Genomic DNA, 16665 nt, shown 5'->3' with positions numbered 1-16665 from the left:
AAATCACACATTGACAATATTTGATTAAAATAATATAATCAATAAGAAAAATTGACATAGAATGTGTTAGAAACTTAATAGGGAATGAAGTGAGATTCTTTAGCTATCCCAGTAACCGTGAAACTGACGAAATCTTGATTATAACCACTGCTAACGCGGGAAGGTAGGAAAGTAGGATGAAGTAAAGTCGGGAGACCTGCATTCTGTGATGAATTATTGTCCTCTGAGGGTGGGATAATAATATATACTATTTTTCGGCTGTAGTTAGAAAAATAACCCTTGGGTTATTTTTATTTTTTTGCGGAAAAATTGTATAAAAGTACATATAAATCCTTCAAAAATGACGTAAGGAGAATGAACATGAAAAAAACAAGAAAAATTCTATCATTAATGTTGCTAATAGCAATGTTAACACTTTCATTAGTTGGATGTGGAAGTGAAAAAACTGTTACTATGAAAGATAGGGAAGGTACTGAGTTTACTTTACCTTCAAAAGTAGAAAAAATTATTTCAACAGCACCATCAAATACAGAAGCATTAGTGGAATTAGGATTAGCAGATAAATTAGTTGCTGTAGATAAATATTCTTCAGATATAAAAGGTATAAAAGAAGATTTACCTAAGCTTGATTTTAGAAATCCAGATGCTGAAACTATAATATCATTAAATCCAGATATAATAATAGCTTCAGGTCATAATAAAAGTGGAAATGAAGATCCATTTGCAGCAATAAAAGATGCTGGTATTACTGTTGTATATATCCCAAGTAGTAATAGTATTGATGGTATTTATGAAGATATAAACTTTATTGCTGATATCACTGGTACTGAAAAAAAAGGTGATAAAATTGTAGAAGATATGAAAAAAGAAATTTCAAAAATTGCTGATATTGGTAAAACTATAACTGACAAGAAAAAGGTATATTTTGAAATAGGTTCTGCGCCAAGTTTATTTAGCTTTGGTAAAAACACATTTTTAAATGAAATGATTGAAATAATAGGAGCTGAAAATATTTTAGCAAACGAAGATGGATGGGTATCTCCAAGTGAAGAAATTGTAATCAAAGATAATCCAGATGTTATTCTTACTAATGAATCAGATGAAGCTGTAGATGCAATTAAAAGTAGAGAAGGATGGCAAGAAGTAAATGCAGTAAAAAATAATGATGTTTACTTAATCAATAATAATGCATCATCTAGACCTTCTCAAAATGTAATAAAAGCATTAAAGGAAATGGCAAAAGCCATTTATCCTGAAAAATATGAGTAGAAATAAGAAAATGTTATTGATAACTTTATTTGTATCGCTAATAGTAATTTGTATTGGAACTTCCATTGGAAGTTCCAATATTAATATACAAGATGTTATATCAATAATATTAAATAAGATTTTTAATATACCTTTACTAAATGAAATAGAAGAAAGATATGTGTCGATAATATGGAAACTAAGATTACCTAGAGTTTTATTAGCATTTCTTGTAGGAGCAGCTTTATCGGTAAGTGGAGTAGTTATTCAATCAATTTTAAAGAATTCATTGGCATCACCATATACCCTAGGAATATCATCTGGAGCATCATTAGGTGTAGGAATAGTAATAGTTACTGGAATTACATTTCCTATATTAGGAGTAATGATGTTACCGGTGGTAGGTTTTATATGTGGGCTTATTACAGTTTTTGCTGTGGTGATATTTTCATCAAGAGTGGATAAAACAATGGGAAATAATACTTTAATTCTTGCTGGAATGGTGTTTTCATTATTTTCAAATGCTATATTGACTACAATAACAGCATTGTGTAGGGAAAAGATAGAAAGTATAAGTCTTTGGCAAATGGGATCTTTTTCATTAAAAGGATGGTCATATGTAAAAGGTGGTATTATATTTTTCATAATTGGTTTTATTGGTGTTATTCTATATGCTAAAGAAATGGACATTTTATCTTTTGGAGAAGAGCAAGCTAAATCTATTGGTGTTGAGACAGAAAAAGTGAAAAAGAAATTATTATTTTTAGTAGCTATTTTAACAGGGACATCAGTAGCGTTAAGTGGTGTTATTGGATTTGTTGACCTTATAATACCTCATTTAGTTAGGAAGATAATAGGGTCAAAACATATTTACGTAATACCGATGGCGTTACTTTTAGGAGGATCGTTTATGGTAATAACAGATTTAATTGCAAGAACAGTGGTAGTACCATCAGAACTACCAGTAGGTGCAATAACAGCATTGATAGGAGCACCGTTTTTTGCTTATATTTATTTTAAAAAATCTAAGTAGGTGTATATATGTTAGAAGTTACTTCGCTACATTGCGGTTATGATAAAGATATGATTATAAGAAACGTTAGTTTTACTGCAAAAAGGAAAGAAAATCTTTGCATTGTGGGACCTAATGGATCAGGAAAAAGTACATTATTGAAGTCCATTGGAAACATTTTAGATTATAAAGGGAAAATAACACTTGATAATATTGATATTAGCACATTTACAAGAAGTGAACTTGCAAAGAGAATAGCAATATTGAGTCAAATAAGTACAATACACTTTCCGTATACTATTTTTGAAACAGTGGCACTTGGAAGATATGCCCATATGAAAAGTTTAAGGTTAACTTTAAATAAAGAGGATAAAGATATAATAGAGGAAAGTCTAAAGATGGTAGGACTTTTAGATATAAAAGATACTTACATAAATAATCTCTCAGGTGGACAATTACAAAGGGTATTTTTAGCAAGAACATTTGCACAAAATCCTGAAGTAATATTGTTAGATGAACCAACTAATCATTTAGATTTAAAATATCAAATAGAAATATTAGAGTATTTAAAAAGATGGGCTAGAGATAATGATAAAATTTTAATTAGTGTGTTACATGATTTAAATTTGGTTAACAATTTTAGTGATAAGGTATTAGTTTTAAATCATGGGGAAGTTATTGATATCGGTGAAACAAAAAAGGTCTTTAGTGGTAATGCATTAAATGAAGCTTATAATATGAATATAAAAGATTTTATGATAAATTCATTAAAGAAATGGGAGGAAAATAAATGAAGAAGTTTGTGGTGTCTTACAGTACAGGAAAAGATAGCACATTAGCATTATTTAGGATGATTAATAAAGGATATATTCCCTGTGGATTAATTGTAACAGTTGATGAGAAAGAAAATGAAAGCTGGTTTCATGGTATTAATAGAGACCTTTTATTAAAAGTAAGTAAGTCTTTAGATATTAAGCTTATTGAAATAAAATGCAGTGGTAATGAATACGAAAAAAGTTTTGAAGATACATTAATAAAATGTAGCAGGGAAGGAATAGAAATTTGTGTTTTTGGAGATATAGATATTGAAAGCCATAGAAGATGGGGAGAAGAACGTTGTAAAAAGGCTAATATGGAAGCAATGTTTCCTTTATGGAATGAAGAAAGAGAAAAGTTAGTAAATGAGTTTATTGATGCAGGATTTAAGGCGGTAATAAAAAAAGTAGAAAATAAGTCTTTAGATAAGAAGTTTTTAGGTAAGGTACTTATAAAAGAAATCGTAGAAAAAATTAAAAAAGCAGGAGCAGATCCTTGTGGTGAAAATGGAGAGTATCATACTTTTGTATTTGATGGTCCTATATTTAATAATAAAATAGATATAATATGTGGTGATATTTATGTAGGAGAAAGGGATTCTTCTATATCAATAAGGAGTGAGAAGTAAAGAATGAATAATAACTTAATGTTATTAGGAACAGCTTCATCAGTTGGAAAAAGTACAATAGCTACAGGAATATGTAGATACTTTAGAAATAAAGGGATAAAAGTAGCACCATTTAAAGCAATGAATATATCATTGAATTCATATGTGACTGAAGAGGGATTAGAAATGGGAAGAGCACAAGTAGTACAAGCGGATGCTTGTGAAATTAAGCCTTCTGCCTATATGAATCCGCTACTTTTAAAGCCTTGTGGAAATCTGAAAACTCAAGTTATTTTGAATGGTATTGTTTATAAAGTTATGGATTCATATAAATATAAAGAGTTAAATAAGGAGCTAAAAATTAAAGTTAAAGAAAGCTATGATATTTTGGCTAAGGATTATGACTTAATTGTATTAGAAGGATCAGGAAGTTGTGCAGAAATAAATTTGAAGGATTCAGATATTGCAAATATGTCAATGGCTAAAATGGTTGATGCTCCAGTAATTTTAGTATCAGATATTGATAGAGGTGGGGTTTTTGCATCAGTTGTTGGAACACTTATGCTCCTTGAAGAAGAGGAAAGAAAGCAAGTTAAAGGTGTAATAATAAATAAATTTAGAGGAAATGTTGACTATTTTGCTTCTGCCAAAAAGCAATTAGAAGATATAATAAACATACCTGTATTAGGTGTAATGCCTTATGTAGATTTAGATATAGAAGATGAAGATAGTGTAACAGAAAGAATAAAGAATAAAGAAGAAAAGGGGAGTTTAGATATTGCAATTATAAGATTGCCACATATGTCTAATTTTACTGATTTTAATCCTTTAGATATTGATGATGATGTAACTGTTAGATATATATCAGAGATAGATGAAATTGGTGATCCTCATGTTATTATTCTACCAGGGACGAAGACTACTATAGAAGATTTGAGATATATAAAGAATAATGGTATTTATAATGAAATAATTAATAGAAAAGATAAAGGTACAATAATTTTCGGAATATGCGGTGGATACCAAATGCTGGGTGAAACATTGTATGATGAATATGGTGTAGAAGGTGATGTTAAAGAAGAGAATGGATTTAATTTATTAAGTTCAAGAACCATTTTTGAAAAAGATAAAACCACAATTCAGAAAAAAGGAAAGATAATGTATTCTTCTAGTATATTTAGTAAACTCTTAAACTGTGACGTTATCGGATATGAAATACATAATGGTATAACAGAAGGTGAAAAACAGTTTACTTTTATAGAAGGATCTAATGGAGAAACTTTAGGAATGATAAATAGAGAAGGAAATGTTATGGGGACATATCTTCATGGAATATTTGATAATGATAAATTTCGTAGATTGTTTATACAATCTTTAGTGGAACATTTTAATTTAGATAATAGTATTAATGATACCATAAATTATGAGAATTATAAAAAGTTGCAATTTGATAAATTAGTTGAAGTTATGAAAGAAAACTTAGATATGAATAAAATTGAAGAAATAATTAGTGAAGCCTAGATATATATAAGGCTTTATTTTTTAGAATAAATTTCTTACTGATGTAGAAAATAATAATAAAAAAATATTGATAAGAGGTATTATTATGAGCTATATTAATTTCAAAGAAGAGGTTTTTGTTGCGAAGGATCAATTAAATAAGAGAAGAGAAAATAATAAAAAAATATATGATGAAATCTATAAAGATAAAAATAAGGCAGGAAAGCTCCAAGCTGATAATAAATATAGTTTTAATACAATTACCAATAATTTCATTGGTGAAAAGGGAGTGAAAAAAGAAGATGAATTTATAGAAATATCTAATATAGATATAATATGTTGTAAGTTTATAGAATGCAAGTTCTATAATGTAAAGTTTAAAAACTGCAATTTTATAGGGTGCCTATTTGATAAATGTAATTTTAGCGGTGGTGGTGTAGTTTTTGAAGGATGTTGTTTCTTAAAGAAAGAGAGTGAAGAGGTACCATCATTAAACTATACCTATAATTTATCAACAGAGTTTAGAGAAAGTAAACTATATTGTAAGTTTTTAGATTGTAATCTGGGCTTTGCTATATTTGATGGCAATGAGTTATCTAATATTTGTTTTGAAAATAATAATTTAAGTAGTGTGATTATAAAGGACACTATAATAAATGGAATTAAAATTCAAGATAGTAATATGAGAGGATTTAAAACGATAAATACTTATATAAAAGATTTAGATTTTTTAGATGAAGGAAAAAGTAGTTTTGATGAGAAAACATTTTTTGATAAGATTAAGTTAAGAGAAAATAATAGAGATGAATATGAAGGAATTTATCATGTATATGAAACTTTAGCAGATAAGTTTAAGGAAAATAATTTAAATAATAACTTTGGTGAATATTATTTTCTTTGTAAATCGGTTCAAAGAAAAACATTAAAGTTAGTGCCAAAGATATTATCATATATATATTGGTTTTCCTGTGGTTATGGGGAAAGACCAGAAAATGCAGCTATTTCTTCTTTAGTTATAATTGTAGTTTTTGCTTTACTTTTTCTAATTTTAGGATTAGATATAGAGGGAGATATAGTTAAATATACTATCAATAACATAAAAAACTTTTCTTTTATAAAGTTTTTCAATGATTTTAAAATAGCTTTTGATTCTAGTGTAGGAGCTTTTACTGGTGCTGGATACAATGCTGGAGAGCCATTAGAAAATACATATATATTAGGTGATATTGAAATGTTATTAGGAGCTATAATGATGGGAATTGGTATAGGAACAATAACAAGAAAAATAATTAGATAGTAGTATAGAAAAAAGTATTTTTTCAGCTTGTTGAGAAAGTACTTTATTTTTATATTATAATGTATATATAAATATAATTGAAATAAGTGATTAGGAGAAATATGTGGATGGATTTTAATGAATTATTATTAAAAAGAGAAAGTACAAGAAATTATATAGATAAAAAGGTCGAAAGAGAAAAACTAATTCAGTGTATTGAAGCTGGTAGAGTAGCACCATCTGCTTGTAATGCACAGCCATGGAAATTTGTTATTGTTGATGAAGAATCAAAAGTTAATGAGCTTAGAAAATGTGTATATGATCAGCTTATTGGTATGAATAAATTTGTGCTACAAACACCGGCTTTTATTGTAGCAATAAGAGAGAAAAGAAATCTTACATCTAAAATAGGGGAAATAGTAAAGAAAAAGGATTTTACATCATTGGATATGGGAATGGCAATAGAAAATATATGTCTATATGCTACATATATAGGATTAGGTACTTGTATAATGGGATGGTTTAAAGAAAAGGAGATTAGAAAGACATTAAATATACCTAAAAATAAGGAAATAGATTTAATAATTTCTATTGGATATAGTGGTGATGAAAATCCAAGAAAAAAGGTAAGAAAAGACATAAATGATATAATGGGAGTTAATAAATATTAATGGATAAAATAAAATTACTAGAGAATTGCAAATTATGCCCAAGAGAATGTGGTGTTAATAGACTTGAAGGAAAGGTTGGGTTCTGTAAATCAGGAAGTGAAGTAAAAATTTCAAGAGCAGCACTTCACAAGTGGGAAGAGCCATGTATATCGGGAATAAATGGTTCTGGAACAGTATTTTTTTCAAATTGTACCCTTGGATGTGTATTTTGTCAGAATCATGTTATAAGTCAAGAAGGTGTAGGAAAGGAAGTCTCAATATCAAGATTAAGCGATATATTTTTAGAGTTGCAAGATAAAGGTGCAAATAATATAAATCTTGTAACAGCTACACAATATATTCCTCAAATAATATCAGCGTTAGATCTTGCAAAGGAGAAAGGTCTAAATATTCCTGTAGTATATAACACAAGTGGATATGAGAAAATAGAAACTTTGAAGCTACTACATGGTTATGTTGATATATATCTACCGGATTTTAAGTATTTTAATGATAAGTTTTCACTTAGGTACTCTAATGCAAAAGGATATAGTTTTTTTGCAACTAAGGCTATTGATGAAATGGTATCACAAGTAGGAAGTCCAATATTTGATGAAAATAATATAATGAAAAGAGGTGTTATTGTTAGACATTTAATGTTACCAGGATTATTGTTTGACTCTAAAAAAATAATTGATTATTTATATAATCGATATGGAGATAAAATATATATAAGTATAATGAATCAATACATTCCATTAAATAATGCAAATAAATATGAGGAAATAAACAAATATTTAGATAAAAGACATTATGATAGTCTTATTAACTATGCAATAAAGTTAGGAGTAGAAAATGCTTTTGTACAAGATGAAGGAACGAATATAGAAAGTTATATACCTGAATTTAATGGAGAAGGAGTATAGGAACAAATAGTGTTCTTATACTCCGTTTCGCTATTAACTAATATAAAGAAAAAATTCTTCTGTTTTATTGTTTATGTAATTAGACATATTAATAGACTTATGTATTTTATAGAAAGATTCAGCACTGATAAAACCGCCAGCTTTATGACCATGACCTCCGCTAGAACCATAATTTTTAGAAAGATATGCAGCCAGTTCAGTAGCCTTAGGTTTATCATTACAACTTCTTATAGAAAATTTAATTCCATCATCATTTTCAAAATATACAATGCAAGTGTCTATAGTATCAACTTGAATTGCTAAATCACTTATAAACCCAAGTATATTCGGATCGCAAGGGTCCGACTTAAAGGTTGCAAATCTATTTTTTTTATTCATTTTACAATTTAGTAATGCCAATCCAGCTATAGTTAAGTCATTTAAAGATAAATTTGAGTTAATAAGTTGTTTAATAATATAAATATCAAAAACAAGAGAATCTTTCATTGATCTGTCATATTCGTTATATAGTTCTGAAAAGTTGTTTGAGTCAGTCAACAACCCATAATATAGCGCTGTAGATATAGAAGTATCATTAAGCGGAAAGTTTTCGTTATTTAAAAGTGTCCATATAAGGGTAGAACAACTGGCTAAATTTGAATATACACAACTAAAGTCTGAAGTAGTATTGGTTGTTACGTGATGATCAATAATGCAAATGTTTTCTGCGGAGAATTTTGTAACGTTTGCTTGACCATATTGGCAATCAACAGTAATTAAAAGATTAGTTTTTTTTAATGTATTAACATGCTCTAGAGGTATTTTTAATAATTCTATCATAAGAATAATATTTGGTTTTGTAATAATATTTCCAGAGTAAATTAGTTTTACAGATTTATTGTAGGACTTAAAATAACAATATAATCCGTAACCGGAGGCTATAGTATCAGCATCTGGATTATCGTGGCATTGTACAACAATTTCATCAAATTCTAACAATGTAGAAAGTCTAAACATATAAGTATACCTCCTTAAATATATTACAATTATAACAAAAAATAATATAATTAAAAAGGTATTGTGATGATTACATAGGAAAAGATAATAATAGTAGGAAAATTAGGGATTATAATATTGAATATTTTTATATATAATGGTATATAAATACTTGATTATAATAAAAAATAATAATATAATTTACAAGAAAAAAGTGTTCGGATGAAGATTGCGGGAGAGGATTAGTCCGCCGAAGATGAAAAAACTTTCAGGCATCGTTAAGATATGGACCGTAATTGGACGAGCCCTTGGAGAGACTCATAGATAAATATGAGCACCGAAGGAGCAAAATAGGTTATAAATCTATTGAAACTCTCAGGTAAAAGGACAGGGGAGAGGAGAAAAAATTGAATAAGTAAACTCCGATCTTCTCAAAAGTGTATATTGAGGAGGAAAATATGGAAACACTAACAGAAGTTTTTGAAAAAGTTAACAGGGTAGTATGGGGACCGCCATTACTTATATTATTGGTGGGAACAGGAATATATTTAACTATGAAGTTAAAATTACTTCAGGTTTTTAAGCTACCGTTAGCATTAAAATGTGTTTTTGGAAAAGATGATGAAAAAAATGATGATAAAGCTAAAGGTGATATATCCTCATTTGCCGCTTTATGCACAGCATTATCTTCAACTATTGGTACTGGTAATATTGTAGGAGTAGCTACGGCAATACAATTTGGTGGACCAGGGGCATTATTTTGGATGTGGATTGCAGCATTCTTTGGTATGGCTACAAAATATGCAGAAGGTGTTTTAGCAATAAAATATAGGATAGTAGATGAAAATGGAGAGATGTCCGGTGGACCTATGTATTATATTGAAAAAGGCTTAGGGGTAAAGTGGCTGGGAAAGATTTTTGCTTTTTTTGGAGTGTGTGTTGCATGTTTTGGAATTGGTACATTTGCACAAGTAAATGCCATATCTAAGTCAACAAAAATATTGTTTAATGTGCCACTAGTAGTAACGGCTATCATTGTTACTGTTGTTGTTGCAATTGTCACATTAGGTGGTGTAAAAAGAATATCAAAGGTAACAGAAACTATTGTGCCTTTTATGGCTATATTCTACATTGTGGGAGTAATATTTTTATTGATATTGAATATTAGAGAACTTCCAGAAGCAATATTACTTATTATAACTAGTGCATTTAATCCAAAGGCAGCATTAGGTGGAAGTACTGGGATAACAGTGGTAGTTGCAATGCAAAGAGGTATAGGTAGAGGAGTTTTTTCAAATGAAGCAGGGCTTGGTAGTGCACCAATTGCCGCAGCTGCTGCAAAGACTAAATCACCGGTAAAGCAAGGACTAATAACAATGACAGGTACCTTTTTTGATACAATAATAATTTGTACAATGACAGGACTTGCATTAATAGTTACTGGAGTTTGGGATAATGTTGCATTAGAAGGAGCAGAATTGACTACTGAAGCTTTTAAGTTAGGAATACCAATAGCTTATCTTGGAAAATATATTGTTAACATTGGATTGATTTTTTTTGCATTTACGACTATATTAGGATGGAATTACTATGGTGAAAGATGCATTGAATATATTTTTGGAATAGAAGGAATTAGACCTTATAGATATATATACATAATATTAATAGCTATAGGCGGATTTTTGCCATTAAATTTAATATTTGTTTTAGCAGATATAGTAAATGGTCTTATGGCAATACCAAATTTGATAGCTTTAATAGCTCTTAGTGGAATAGTTGCTTATGAAACAGATAAGTATTTCAAGAAGCGTTAAAGAAAGTTGTTAATTGAATAAAGGAGGTGTCGCATTAACAAATGAAAAGTTGTTAGAGCGATACCTCCTTTTATTATGATACAAGGCACAGCCTTCATTAGCCCCTCGTAATAGTTATATATCAAATATAACTAACTTATTCTATACACAAAATTGTTCCACTTAGAATCTTTCTTGCTGTTAATTTGTAAAAGATTTAAAGTTACTTTTGAATGCGTCTAAAGACATTGGAGATATTCTAACTCTTTTTAATGAGGTTAATCCTTGATTCATGTTAGCTAATCCTGGTTCTGTTGTTACTGCTAATTTGACTCCAAGTGATGAAGCAACATTTTTAGTAGCTTCATCATATCTACCAACAGGATAACATAGGAATTTACTATCTATATTAAGCTTTTCTTTAAGAAAGTCTTGTGCATTTTTTATAGATGTTTTTTTATCTTCATCACTAAGGTTTTTTAGTTCTTGATGGTTTGAAGTATGACTTTCTATCACCATTCCATTAGAATGCATTTCTTTTAACATATCGACAGTCATAAATCCTGGTTTTGTATCCATATAATCAGTAATAACAAAGAAGTTACCTATAAATCCGTATTTTTTTAATATTGGATATGCACTATTATAATTATCATCATATCCATCATCAAAAGTAATTACTACAGGTTTTTCAGGAACATTGCCTGTAGTTAGTGAATAATATAATTCATCCAATGATAATGATGTGAAGCCATTATCATGTAGCCAAGCTATTTCATTTTCAAATTCAGAAGGTGGAACCAACAATGTATTAGATGGATTACTATCTGAAATTGAGTGATACATTAATATAGGTATATAAGTATCAGCAACAGGTTTAGATACATAATTTAAAGATTTTTTTAATTCAATTTTTGATGATACTGCATTTTTTACACTTAAGTTATCATATGACAATGTTGAATCTAAATTAGAACATTTTATATATGAAGTAAAAAGCAATATACAAAGTAGTAATGATGTTACTGTTAAGATAATAAAAATATATTTTTTCATAAATCCCCCAAAATTATAAAGATAATTCTTCCCAATTAGAATATAAAGATTCTAACTTTTCTTCATTAAGTTTGATTTCATTATTAATTTCAATAGATTTTTCTGGATTACTATATATTTCTTCTAAACATAATTTTTCATTTAGTTCTTTTAAAATATCTTCAACATTAGATATTTCTTCTTCAATTTTCTTTAAAGTTTTCTTTTTTTCTCGCTCAGCTTTTTCTTCTTCACGTTTTTTCTTCTTTTCAGCTACTATCTGTGTTTTGGTTTTTCCATCAAAAGTATCTTCAAGTTCAAATCTTGTTGGATTTGTTTTCTTTTCAATGTAGTACGAATAATTTCCTAGATATTCTTTCATTTGAAATTCTTCTAATTCATAAATTCTATCTACTACTTTATTTAAGAAGTATCTATCATGGGAAATTACTAATATAGTACCATCGTATCCTAAAATAGCATCTTCTAGAGCTTCCCTTGAAGGAATGTCTAGGTGGTTAGTAGGTTCGTCTAATAGTAAAAAGTTACTTTGAGATAGCATAAGTTTTAGAAGATTAATTCTACATCTTTCTCCACCACTTAAGTATTTTATTTCTTTAAAGACGTCATCACCTCTAAATAAGAAAGCTGCAAGAGCACTACGGATTTCAGTTGTAGTAAGTTCAGGGAAATCATCCCAAACTTCATCTATAATAGTTTTATCTAAACATAAGTTTTTTTGCTCTTGATCATAATATCCAATATTAACATTCTTACCTAGTACAGAGATACCAGAATCTTTTGGAATAGTACCTCTTATTATATTAAATAATGTAGTTTTTCCACGACCATTTTCACCAATGATTGCAGTTTTAGATCCTTTTTTTAAGTCAAAACTAATGTTTGAAAATAAGTTTTTAGTTTCGAATTTTTTACTAAGGTTTTCAACATGAAGAACATCGTTACCACTTTTTACAGAAGTTAAGAAAGTAATTCTAGCAGAAGGACCTTCTTTTACTGGTGCTTTAATACGTTCAATTTTATCTAAGGATTTCTGTCTACTTTCTGCAGCTTTAATAGACTTTTCTCTATTAAATGATCTGTATTTTTTTATGATTTCTTCTTGCCTTTTTATTTCTTCTTGTTGAAGATTATAAGCTTTTAAATCAGCTTCATAGGCTTTTTTCTTTTCTTCTAAAGAGTTTGTGTAGTTTCCATTGTATATTCTACATGTACCATTAAATACTTCCATAGTTTTAGTTGTTATAGCATCTAAGAAGTATCTATCATGTGAAATTATGATAAGTGTACCTTTATAATCTTTTAAATAGGTTTCAAGCCAATTAATAGCATCTAAATCTAAATGGTTTGTAGGCTCATCTAAAAGAAGAATATCTGGATTTGTTAATAGTAATTTACAAAGAGCTACACGAGTTTTTTGACCTCCGCTTAATATAAATATGTTTTTATCAAAATCAGCTTCGGTAAAGCCAAGACCTTTTAATACTTTGGAAATATCTCCTTTATAAGTATATCCACCTTTTATTGAATATAAATCAGTAAGGGTAGTGAATTTACTAATAAGTCTGTCGTGATAATCAGAATTATTAGCGTCATAAGGCTCTTTTAACTTTTCTTCTAAATCAAGAAGTTGTTTTTCTATTGATAGCAACTCATCAAAGACAGAGAGTAACTCACTATAAATAGTATTATCACTATGTAACGAGAGATGTTGAGATAGATATCCAACTTTTTTATTTTTATCTATAAAACATTCACCGGAATCATAGGATAATTCACCAGAAATTATTTTAAACAAAGTTGATTTACCAGCGCCATTGGCACCAATTAGTCCTAACTTTTCTCCTTCATTTAGTGAAAAAGTTATATTTTCAAGTATTACATCTATTCCATAACTTTTATGGATGTCTTTACAACTAATGACAAACAAAATAATCACCTCTTAGATATTGTACTATTATAAAGAGTTTTTTTGTAGATGTTTTTAAATTATAGTGTAAATTTATATTTTAACATTGTATAATTAAAAGATGTAGATAATTATTTAACAATCTAGTAATTTATATAAATCATTTATTTTAGGGAGTGAAGACATGGATAAGAAGAAGATTTCTATGGCAGTAGTGAGGAGATTACCAAAATATCAAAGGTATCTAAAGGAATTGATGATAAATGATGTTGACAGAATCTCTTCTAAAGAACTTTCAGAAAAGATTGGCTTTACTGCATCGCAGATAAGACAAGATTTGAACTGTTTTGGAGATTTTGGGCAACAAGGATATGGATATAATGTAAGGGATCTATATAAAAAAATATGTGAAATTCTAGGATTAGATAGAGAGTATAATACTATAATTATTGGAGCAGGGAATATTGGTCAAGCAGTTGCTAATTATATGAATTTCGAAAAATTAGGATTTAAATTAACAGGAATATTTGATATTAATCCTAAATTAATAGGACTAAAAATAAGAGATATAGAGATAATGGATATTGATTATTTAGATCAGTTTCTAAAAGAATCAAAGATAGATATAGCAATTTTATGTGTACCACAAAATAGTGCTCAAAGAATTGCCAATGTATTAATTGATGGTGGAGTCCAAGGTATATGGAATTTTGCACCGGTGGATTTAGTAGTTCCAGAGAATATAATTATAGAAAATGTACATTTAAGTGAAAGTTTATTAACAATATCCTATCTTATGAATAGGAGATAAAAATTGTATTGAAATCTATATCATTGGAAGATATAATATAATATGTAAGTATTATATATACTTTGGGGTAAATTTTTTTAATTATATTTGTTATTTGTTTAACAAATTTTAAGTAGGAGGATTAGTCATGGAATTAAAGAATGTAATCCTTGAAAAAGAGGATAATATTGCTGTTGTAACTGTCAATAGACCTAAAGCATTAAACGCATTAAGTAGTGAAACATTAAAAGAATTAGACTTAGTGTTTACAACTATTGAAAATGATGATGATGTTTTAGCTGTTGTTTTAACAGGAGCAGGTGAAAAAGCATTTGTTGCTGGGGCAGACATATCTGAAATGAAAGATATGACAGTTCTTCAAGGAAGAGATTTTGGGAAACTTGGAAATAATGTATTTAGAAAAATCGAGACATTATCAAAGCCTGTCATTGCGGCAGTAAATGGTTTTGCGTTAGGTGGTGGATGCGAGCTTTCAATGGCATGTGATATTAGAATCGCATCAAATAAGGCCAAATTTGGACAACCAGAGGTTGGTTTAGGCATTACACCAGGATTTGGAGGAACTCAAAGATTGTCTAGATTAGTAGGCATGGGGATGGCTAAAGAGTTAATCTATACTGCAAAAGTTATAAAAGCAGATGAAGCTTTAAGAATAGGTCTTGTAAATTCTATTCATGAGCCAGAAGAATTGTTAAATGATGCAAAGGCTTTAGCTAAAAAGATAGCTGGCAATGCACCAATAGCAGTTAAGTTATGCAAAGAGGCTATAAATAGAGGAATGCAAGTAGACATAGATACAGCATTGGCGTTTGAATCAGAAGCATTTGGTGAATGTTTCTCAACAGAAGATCAAACAGATGCCATGACAGCATTTGTAGAAAAAAGAAAATTAGATAGATTTAAAAATAAATAATAGGGGGTAAGGGACAATATGGATTTCGCATTGACAAAGGAACAAAAGTTCATTCAAAAGATGGTAAGGGAATTTGCTGAAAATGAAGTAAAACCATTAGCAGCGGAAATAGATGAAACAGAAAGATTCCCTATGGAAACTGTTGAAAAAATGGCTAAATTAAATATGATGGGTATCCCATTTGCTACAGAATATGAAGGAGCAGGTGGAGATACATTATCTTATATTTTAGCTGTTGAAGAATTATCAAAAGTATGTGGTACAACAGGAGTTATTTTATCAGCTCATACTTCATTATGTGCATCATTAATTAATCAACACGGAAATAAAGATCAAAAAGCTAAATACTTACCAGATTTAGCTTCTGGAAGAAAAATTGGTGCTTTTGGATTAACAGAGCCAAATGCTGGAACTGATGCAGCAGGTCAACAAACTACAGCTGTATTAGATGGAGATCATTATGTTTTAAATGGATCAAAAATATTTATAACAAATGGTGGAGTTGCTGATACTTTTGTAGTATTTGCTATGACTGATAAGAGTAAAGGAACTAAAGGAATATCTGCATTTATAATAGAAAAAGGATTTGAAGGTTTTTCTATAGGAAAAGTTGAGAATAAATTAGGTATAAGAGCATCATCAACTACTGAACTTATTTTTGAAGATTGTATAGTTCCAAAGGAAAATTTAGTTGGACAAGAAGGTAAGGGATTTGGAATAGCAATGAAAACTCTTGATGGAGGAAGAATTGGTATTGCTGCTCAAGCTTTAGGAATAGCTGAAGGTGCTTTTAATGAAGCTAAAGAATATATGAAAGAAAGAAAGCAATTCGGAAAGAATTTAAGTAAATTCCAAGGATTACAATGGATGATGGCTGATATGGATGTAGCTATTGAATCAGCTAGACATTTAGTATATTTAGCAGCGTGGAAAAAAGATCAAGGACTTCCATATACAGTCGATGCTGCAAGAGCTAAGCTTTTAGCTGCAAATGTAGCTATGGATGTAACAACAAAAGCTGTTCAAATGTTTGGTGGATATGGATATACAAAAGAGTATCCAGTTGAAAGAATGATGAGAGATGCTAAGATAACTGAAATATATGAAGGTACTTCTCAAGTACAACAAATGGTTATCGCTGGAAGCATTTTTAAATAATAAGGGGGTATATAA

The 16665-nt window shown here is 29.1% G+C and carries 15 protein-coding genes and 2 riboswitches; of the genes, 12 read left to right on the top strand and 3 right to left on the bottom strand.

Annotated features, from left to right (window positions below):
- The first annotated feature begins 44 nt into the window (after positions 1 to 44).
- Positions 45 to 218, top strand: a riboswitch (cobalamin riboswitch).
- Positions 219 to 360: 142 nt separating this feature from the next.
- The 8 genes from KQI30_RS03335 (at position 361) to KQI30_RS03300 (ending at position 8035) form a co-directional block, all read left to right on the top strand.
- Entirely contained in the window at positions 361 to 1269 is a 909-nt protein-coding gene (locus tag KQI30_RS03335) for an ABC transporter substrate-binding protein (protein WP_216461771.1), read from the top strand.
- Positions 1270 to 1279: 10 nt separating this feature from the next.
- Positions 1280 to 2281 (top strand): FecCD family ABC transporter permease, encoded by a 1002-nt coding sequence (locus KQI30_RS03330; RefSeq protein WP_253287365.1) that lies wholly within the window; start codon positions 1280 to 1282, stop codon positions 2279 to 2281.
- An 8-nt stretch (positions 2282 to 2289) separates the two neighbouring features.
- On the top strand, positions 2290 to 3054 hold the full coding sequence (locus KQI30_RS03325; protein WP_216461768.1) for an ABC transporter ATP-binding protein: 765 nt from the start codon (positions 2290 to 2292) through the stop codon (positions 3052 to 3054).
- Positions 3051 to 3704, top strand: coding sequence for a diphthine--ammonia ligase (locus KQI30_RS03320; RefSeq protein ID WP_216461767.1), 654 nt, complete (start codon positions 3051 to 3053; stop codon positions 3702 to 3704). Before KQI30_RS03325 ends, KQI30_RS03320 begins: the two co-directional genes overlap by 4 nt.
- Positions 3705 to 3707: 3 nt before the next feature.
- Entirely contained in the window at positions 3708 to 5204 is a 1497-nt protein-coding gene (locus tag KQI30_RS03315; RefSeq protein WP_216461766.1) for a cobyric acid synthase, read from the top strand.
- 85 nt (positions 5205 to 5289) lie between these two features.
- Positions 5290 to 6480 carry a pentapeptide repeat-containing protein gene (locus tag KQI30_RS03310; RefSeq protein WP_216461765.1) on the top strand — a complete coding sequence of 397 codons (1191 nt, stop codon included), beginning with the start codon at positions 5290 to 5292 and terminating at the stop codon, positions 6478 to 6480.
- 107 nt (positions 6481 to 6587) lie between these two features.
- Positions 6588 to 7130: a nitroreductase family protein gene (locus KQI30_RS03305; protein WP_216461764.1), complete on the top strand. Its 543-nt coding sequence runs from the start codon at positions 6588 to 6590 to the stop codon at positions 7128 to 7130.
- On the top strand, positions 7130 to 8035 hold the full coding sequence (locus KQI30_RS03300; protein ID WP_216461763.1) for a radical SAM protein: 906 nt from the start codon (positions 7130 to 7132) through the stop codon (positions 8033 to 8035). The genes KQI30_RS03305 and KQI30_RS03300 overlap by 1 nt, the downstream gene beginning before the upstream one ends.
- A gap of 33 nt (positions 8036 to 8068) precedes the next feature.
- Here KQI30_RS03300 and KQI30_RS03295 read toward each other — a convergent pair whose 3' ends face one another.
- The gene (locus KQI30_RS03295; RefSeq protein ID WP_216461762.1) at positions 8069 to 9031 is read right to left on the bottom strand and encodes a DHH family phosphoesterase; all 963 of its coding nucleotides are present in this window, start codon (positions 9029 to 9031) and stop codon (positions 8069 to 8071) included.
- A gap of 277 nt (positions 9032 to 9308) precedes the next feature.
- Positions 9309 to 9411: riboswitch (glycine riboswitch) on the top strand.
- 57 nt (positions 9412 to 9468) lie between these two features.
- On the opposite strand from KQI30_RS03295, the gene KQI30_RS03290 reads away from it, so the two are divergent.
- A complete protein-coding gene (locus KQI30_RS03290) occupies positions 9469 to 10824 on the top strand; it encodes an alanine/glycine:cation symporter family protein (RefSeq protein WP_216461760.1) in 1356 nt (451 codons plus the stop codon).
- Positions 10825 to 11004: 180 nt separating this feature from the next.
- On the opposite strand, the gene KQI30_RS03285 is transcribed toward KQI30_RS03290, so the two are convergent.
- A complete protein-coding gene (locus KQI30_RS03285) occupies positions 11005 to 11859 on the bottom strand; it encodes a polysaccharide deacetylase family protein (protein WP_216461759.1) in 855 nt (284 codons plus the stop codon).
- A gap of 13 nt (positions 11860 to 11872) precedes the next feature.
- Positions 11873 to 13789, bottom strand: a complete 1917-nt coding sequence (locus KQI30_RS03280) for an ABC-F family ATP-binding cassette domain-containing protein (protein ID WP_216461758.1) — start codon at positions 13787 to 13789, stop codon at positions 11873 to 11875.
- Positions 13790 to 13952: 163 nt separating this feature from the next.
- Between KQI30_RS03280 and KQI30_RS03275 the strand changes: the two genes are divergently transcribed.
- The 3 genes from KQI30_RS03275 (at position 13953) to KQI30_RS03265 (ending at position 16650) form a co-directional block, all read left to right on the top strand.
- Entirely contained in the window at positions 13953 to 14579 is a 627-nt protein-coding gene (locus KQI30_RS03275) for a redox-sensing transcriptional repressor Rex (protein WP_216461757.1), read from the top strand.
- A gap of 127 nt (positions 14580 to 14706) precedes the next feature.
- Complete coding sequence (locus KQI30_RS03270) at positions 14707 to 15492, top strand: short-chain-enoyl-CoA hydratase (RefSeq protein ID WP_216461756.1); 786 nt, start codon at positions 14707 to 14709, stop codon at positions 15490 to 15492.
- Positions 15493 to 15510: 18 nt separating this feature from the next.
- Positions 15511 to 16650, top strand: a complete 1140-nt coding sequence (locus KQI30_RS03265) for an acyl-CoA dehydrogenase (protein ID WP_216461755.1) — start codon at positions 15511 to 15513, stop codon at positions 16648 to 16650.
- The last annotated feature ends 15 nt before the right edge of the window (positions 16651 to 16665 follow it).

Source organism: Clostridium bornimense (genome assembly GCF_018917145.1).
GTDB classification, from domain to species: Bacteria; Bacillota; Clostridia; order Clostridiales; family Clostridiaceae; genus Clostridium_AN; species Clostridium_AN bornimense_A.
The sequence above is the reverse complement of the archived record's forward strand: the minus strand, read 5'-3'. Positions and strand labels throughout refer to the sequence as shown.

Excerpts from the sequence above, each read along its gene's own strand:
- KQI30_RS03335 (WP_216461771.1), top strand. The coding sequence starts at position 361 with ATGAAAAAAACAAGAAAAATTCTATCATTAATGTTGCTAATAGCAATG.
- KQI30_RS03330 (WP_253287365.1), top strand. The coding sequence starts at position 1,280 with ATGTTATTGATAACTTTATTTGTATCGCTAATAGTAATTTGTATTGGA.
- KQI30_RS03325 (WP_216461768.1), top strand. The coding sequence starts at position 2,290 with ATGTTAGAAGTTACTTCGCTACATTGCGGTTATGATAAAGATATGATT.
- KQI30_RS03320 (WP_216461767.1), top strand. The coding sequence starts at position 3,051 with ATGAAGAAGTTTGTGGTGTCTTACAGTACAGGAAAAGATAGCACATTA.
- KQI30_RS03315 (WP_216461766.1), top strand. The coding sequence starts at position 3,708 with ATGAATAATAACTTAATGTTATTAGGAACAGCTTCATCAGTTGGAAAA.
- KQI30_RS03310 (WP_216461765.1), top strand. The coding sequence starts at position 5,290 with ATGAGCTATATTAATTTCAAAGAAGAGGTTTTTGTTGCGAAGGATCAA.
- KQI30_RS03305 (WP_216461764.1), top strand. The coding sequence starts at position 6,588 with ATGGATTTTAATGAATTATTATTAAAAAGAGAAAGTACAAGAAATTAT.
- KQI30_RS03300 (WP_216461763.1), top strand. The coding sequence starts at position 7,130 with ATGGATAAAATAAAATTACTAGAGAATTGCAAATTATGCCCAAGAGAA.
- KQI30_RS03295 (WP_216461762.1), bottom strand. The coding sequence starts at position 9,031 with ATGTTTAGACTTTCTACATTGTTAGAATTTGATGAAATTGTTGTACAA.
- KQI30_RS03290 (WP_216461760.1), top strand. The coding sequence starts at position 9,469 with ATGGAAACACTAACAGAAGTTTTTGAAAAAGTTAACAGGGTAGTATGG.
- KQI30_RS03285 (WP_216461759.1), bottom strand. The coding sequence starts at position 11,859 with ATGAAAAAATATATTTTTATTATCTTAACAGTAACATCATTACTACTT.
- KQI30_RS03275 (WP_216461757.1), top strand. The coding sequence starts at position 13,953 with ATGGATAAGAAGAAGATTTCTATGGCAGTAGTGAGGAGATTACCAAAA.
- KQI30_RS03270 (WP_216461756.1), top strand. The coding sequence starts at position 14,707 with ATGGAATTAAAGAATGTAATCCTTGAAAAAGAGGATAATATTGCTGTT.
- KQI30_RS03265 (WP_216461755.1), top strand. The coding sequence starts at position 15,511 with ATGGATTTCGCATTGACAAAGGAACAAAAGTTCATTCAAAAGATGGTA.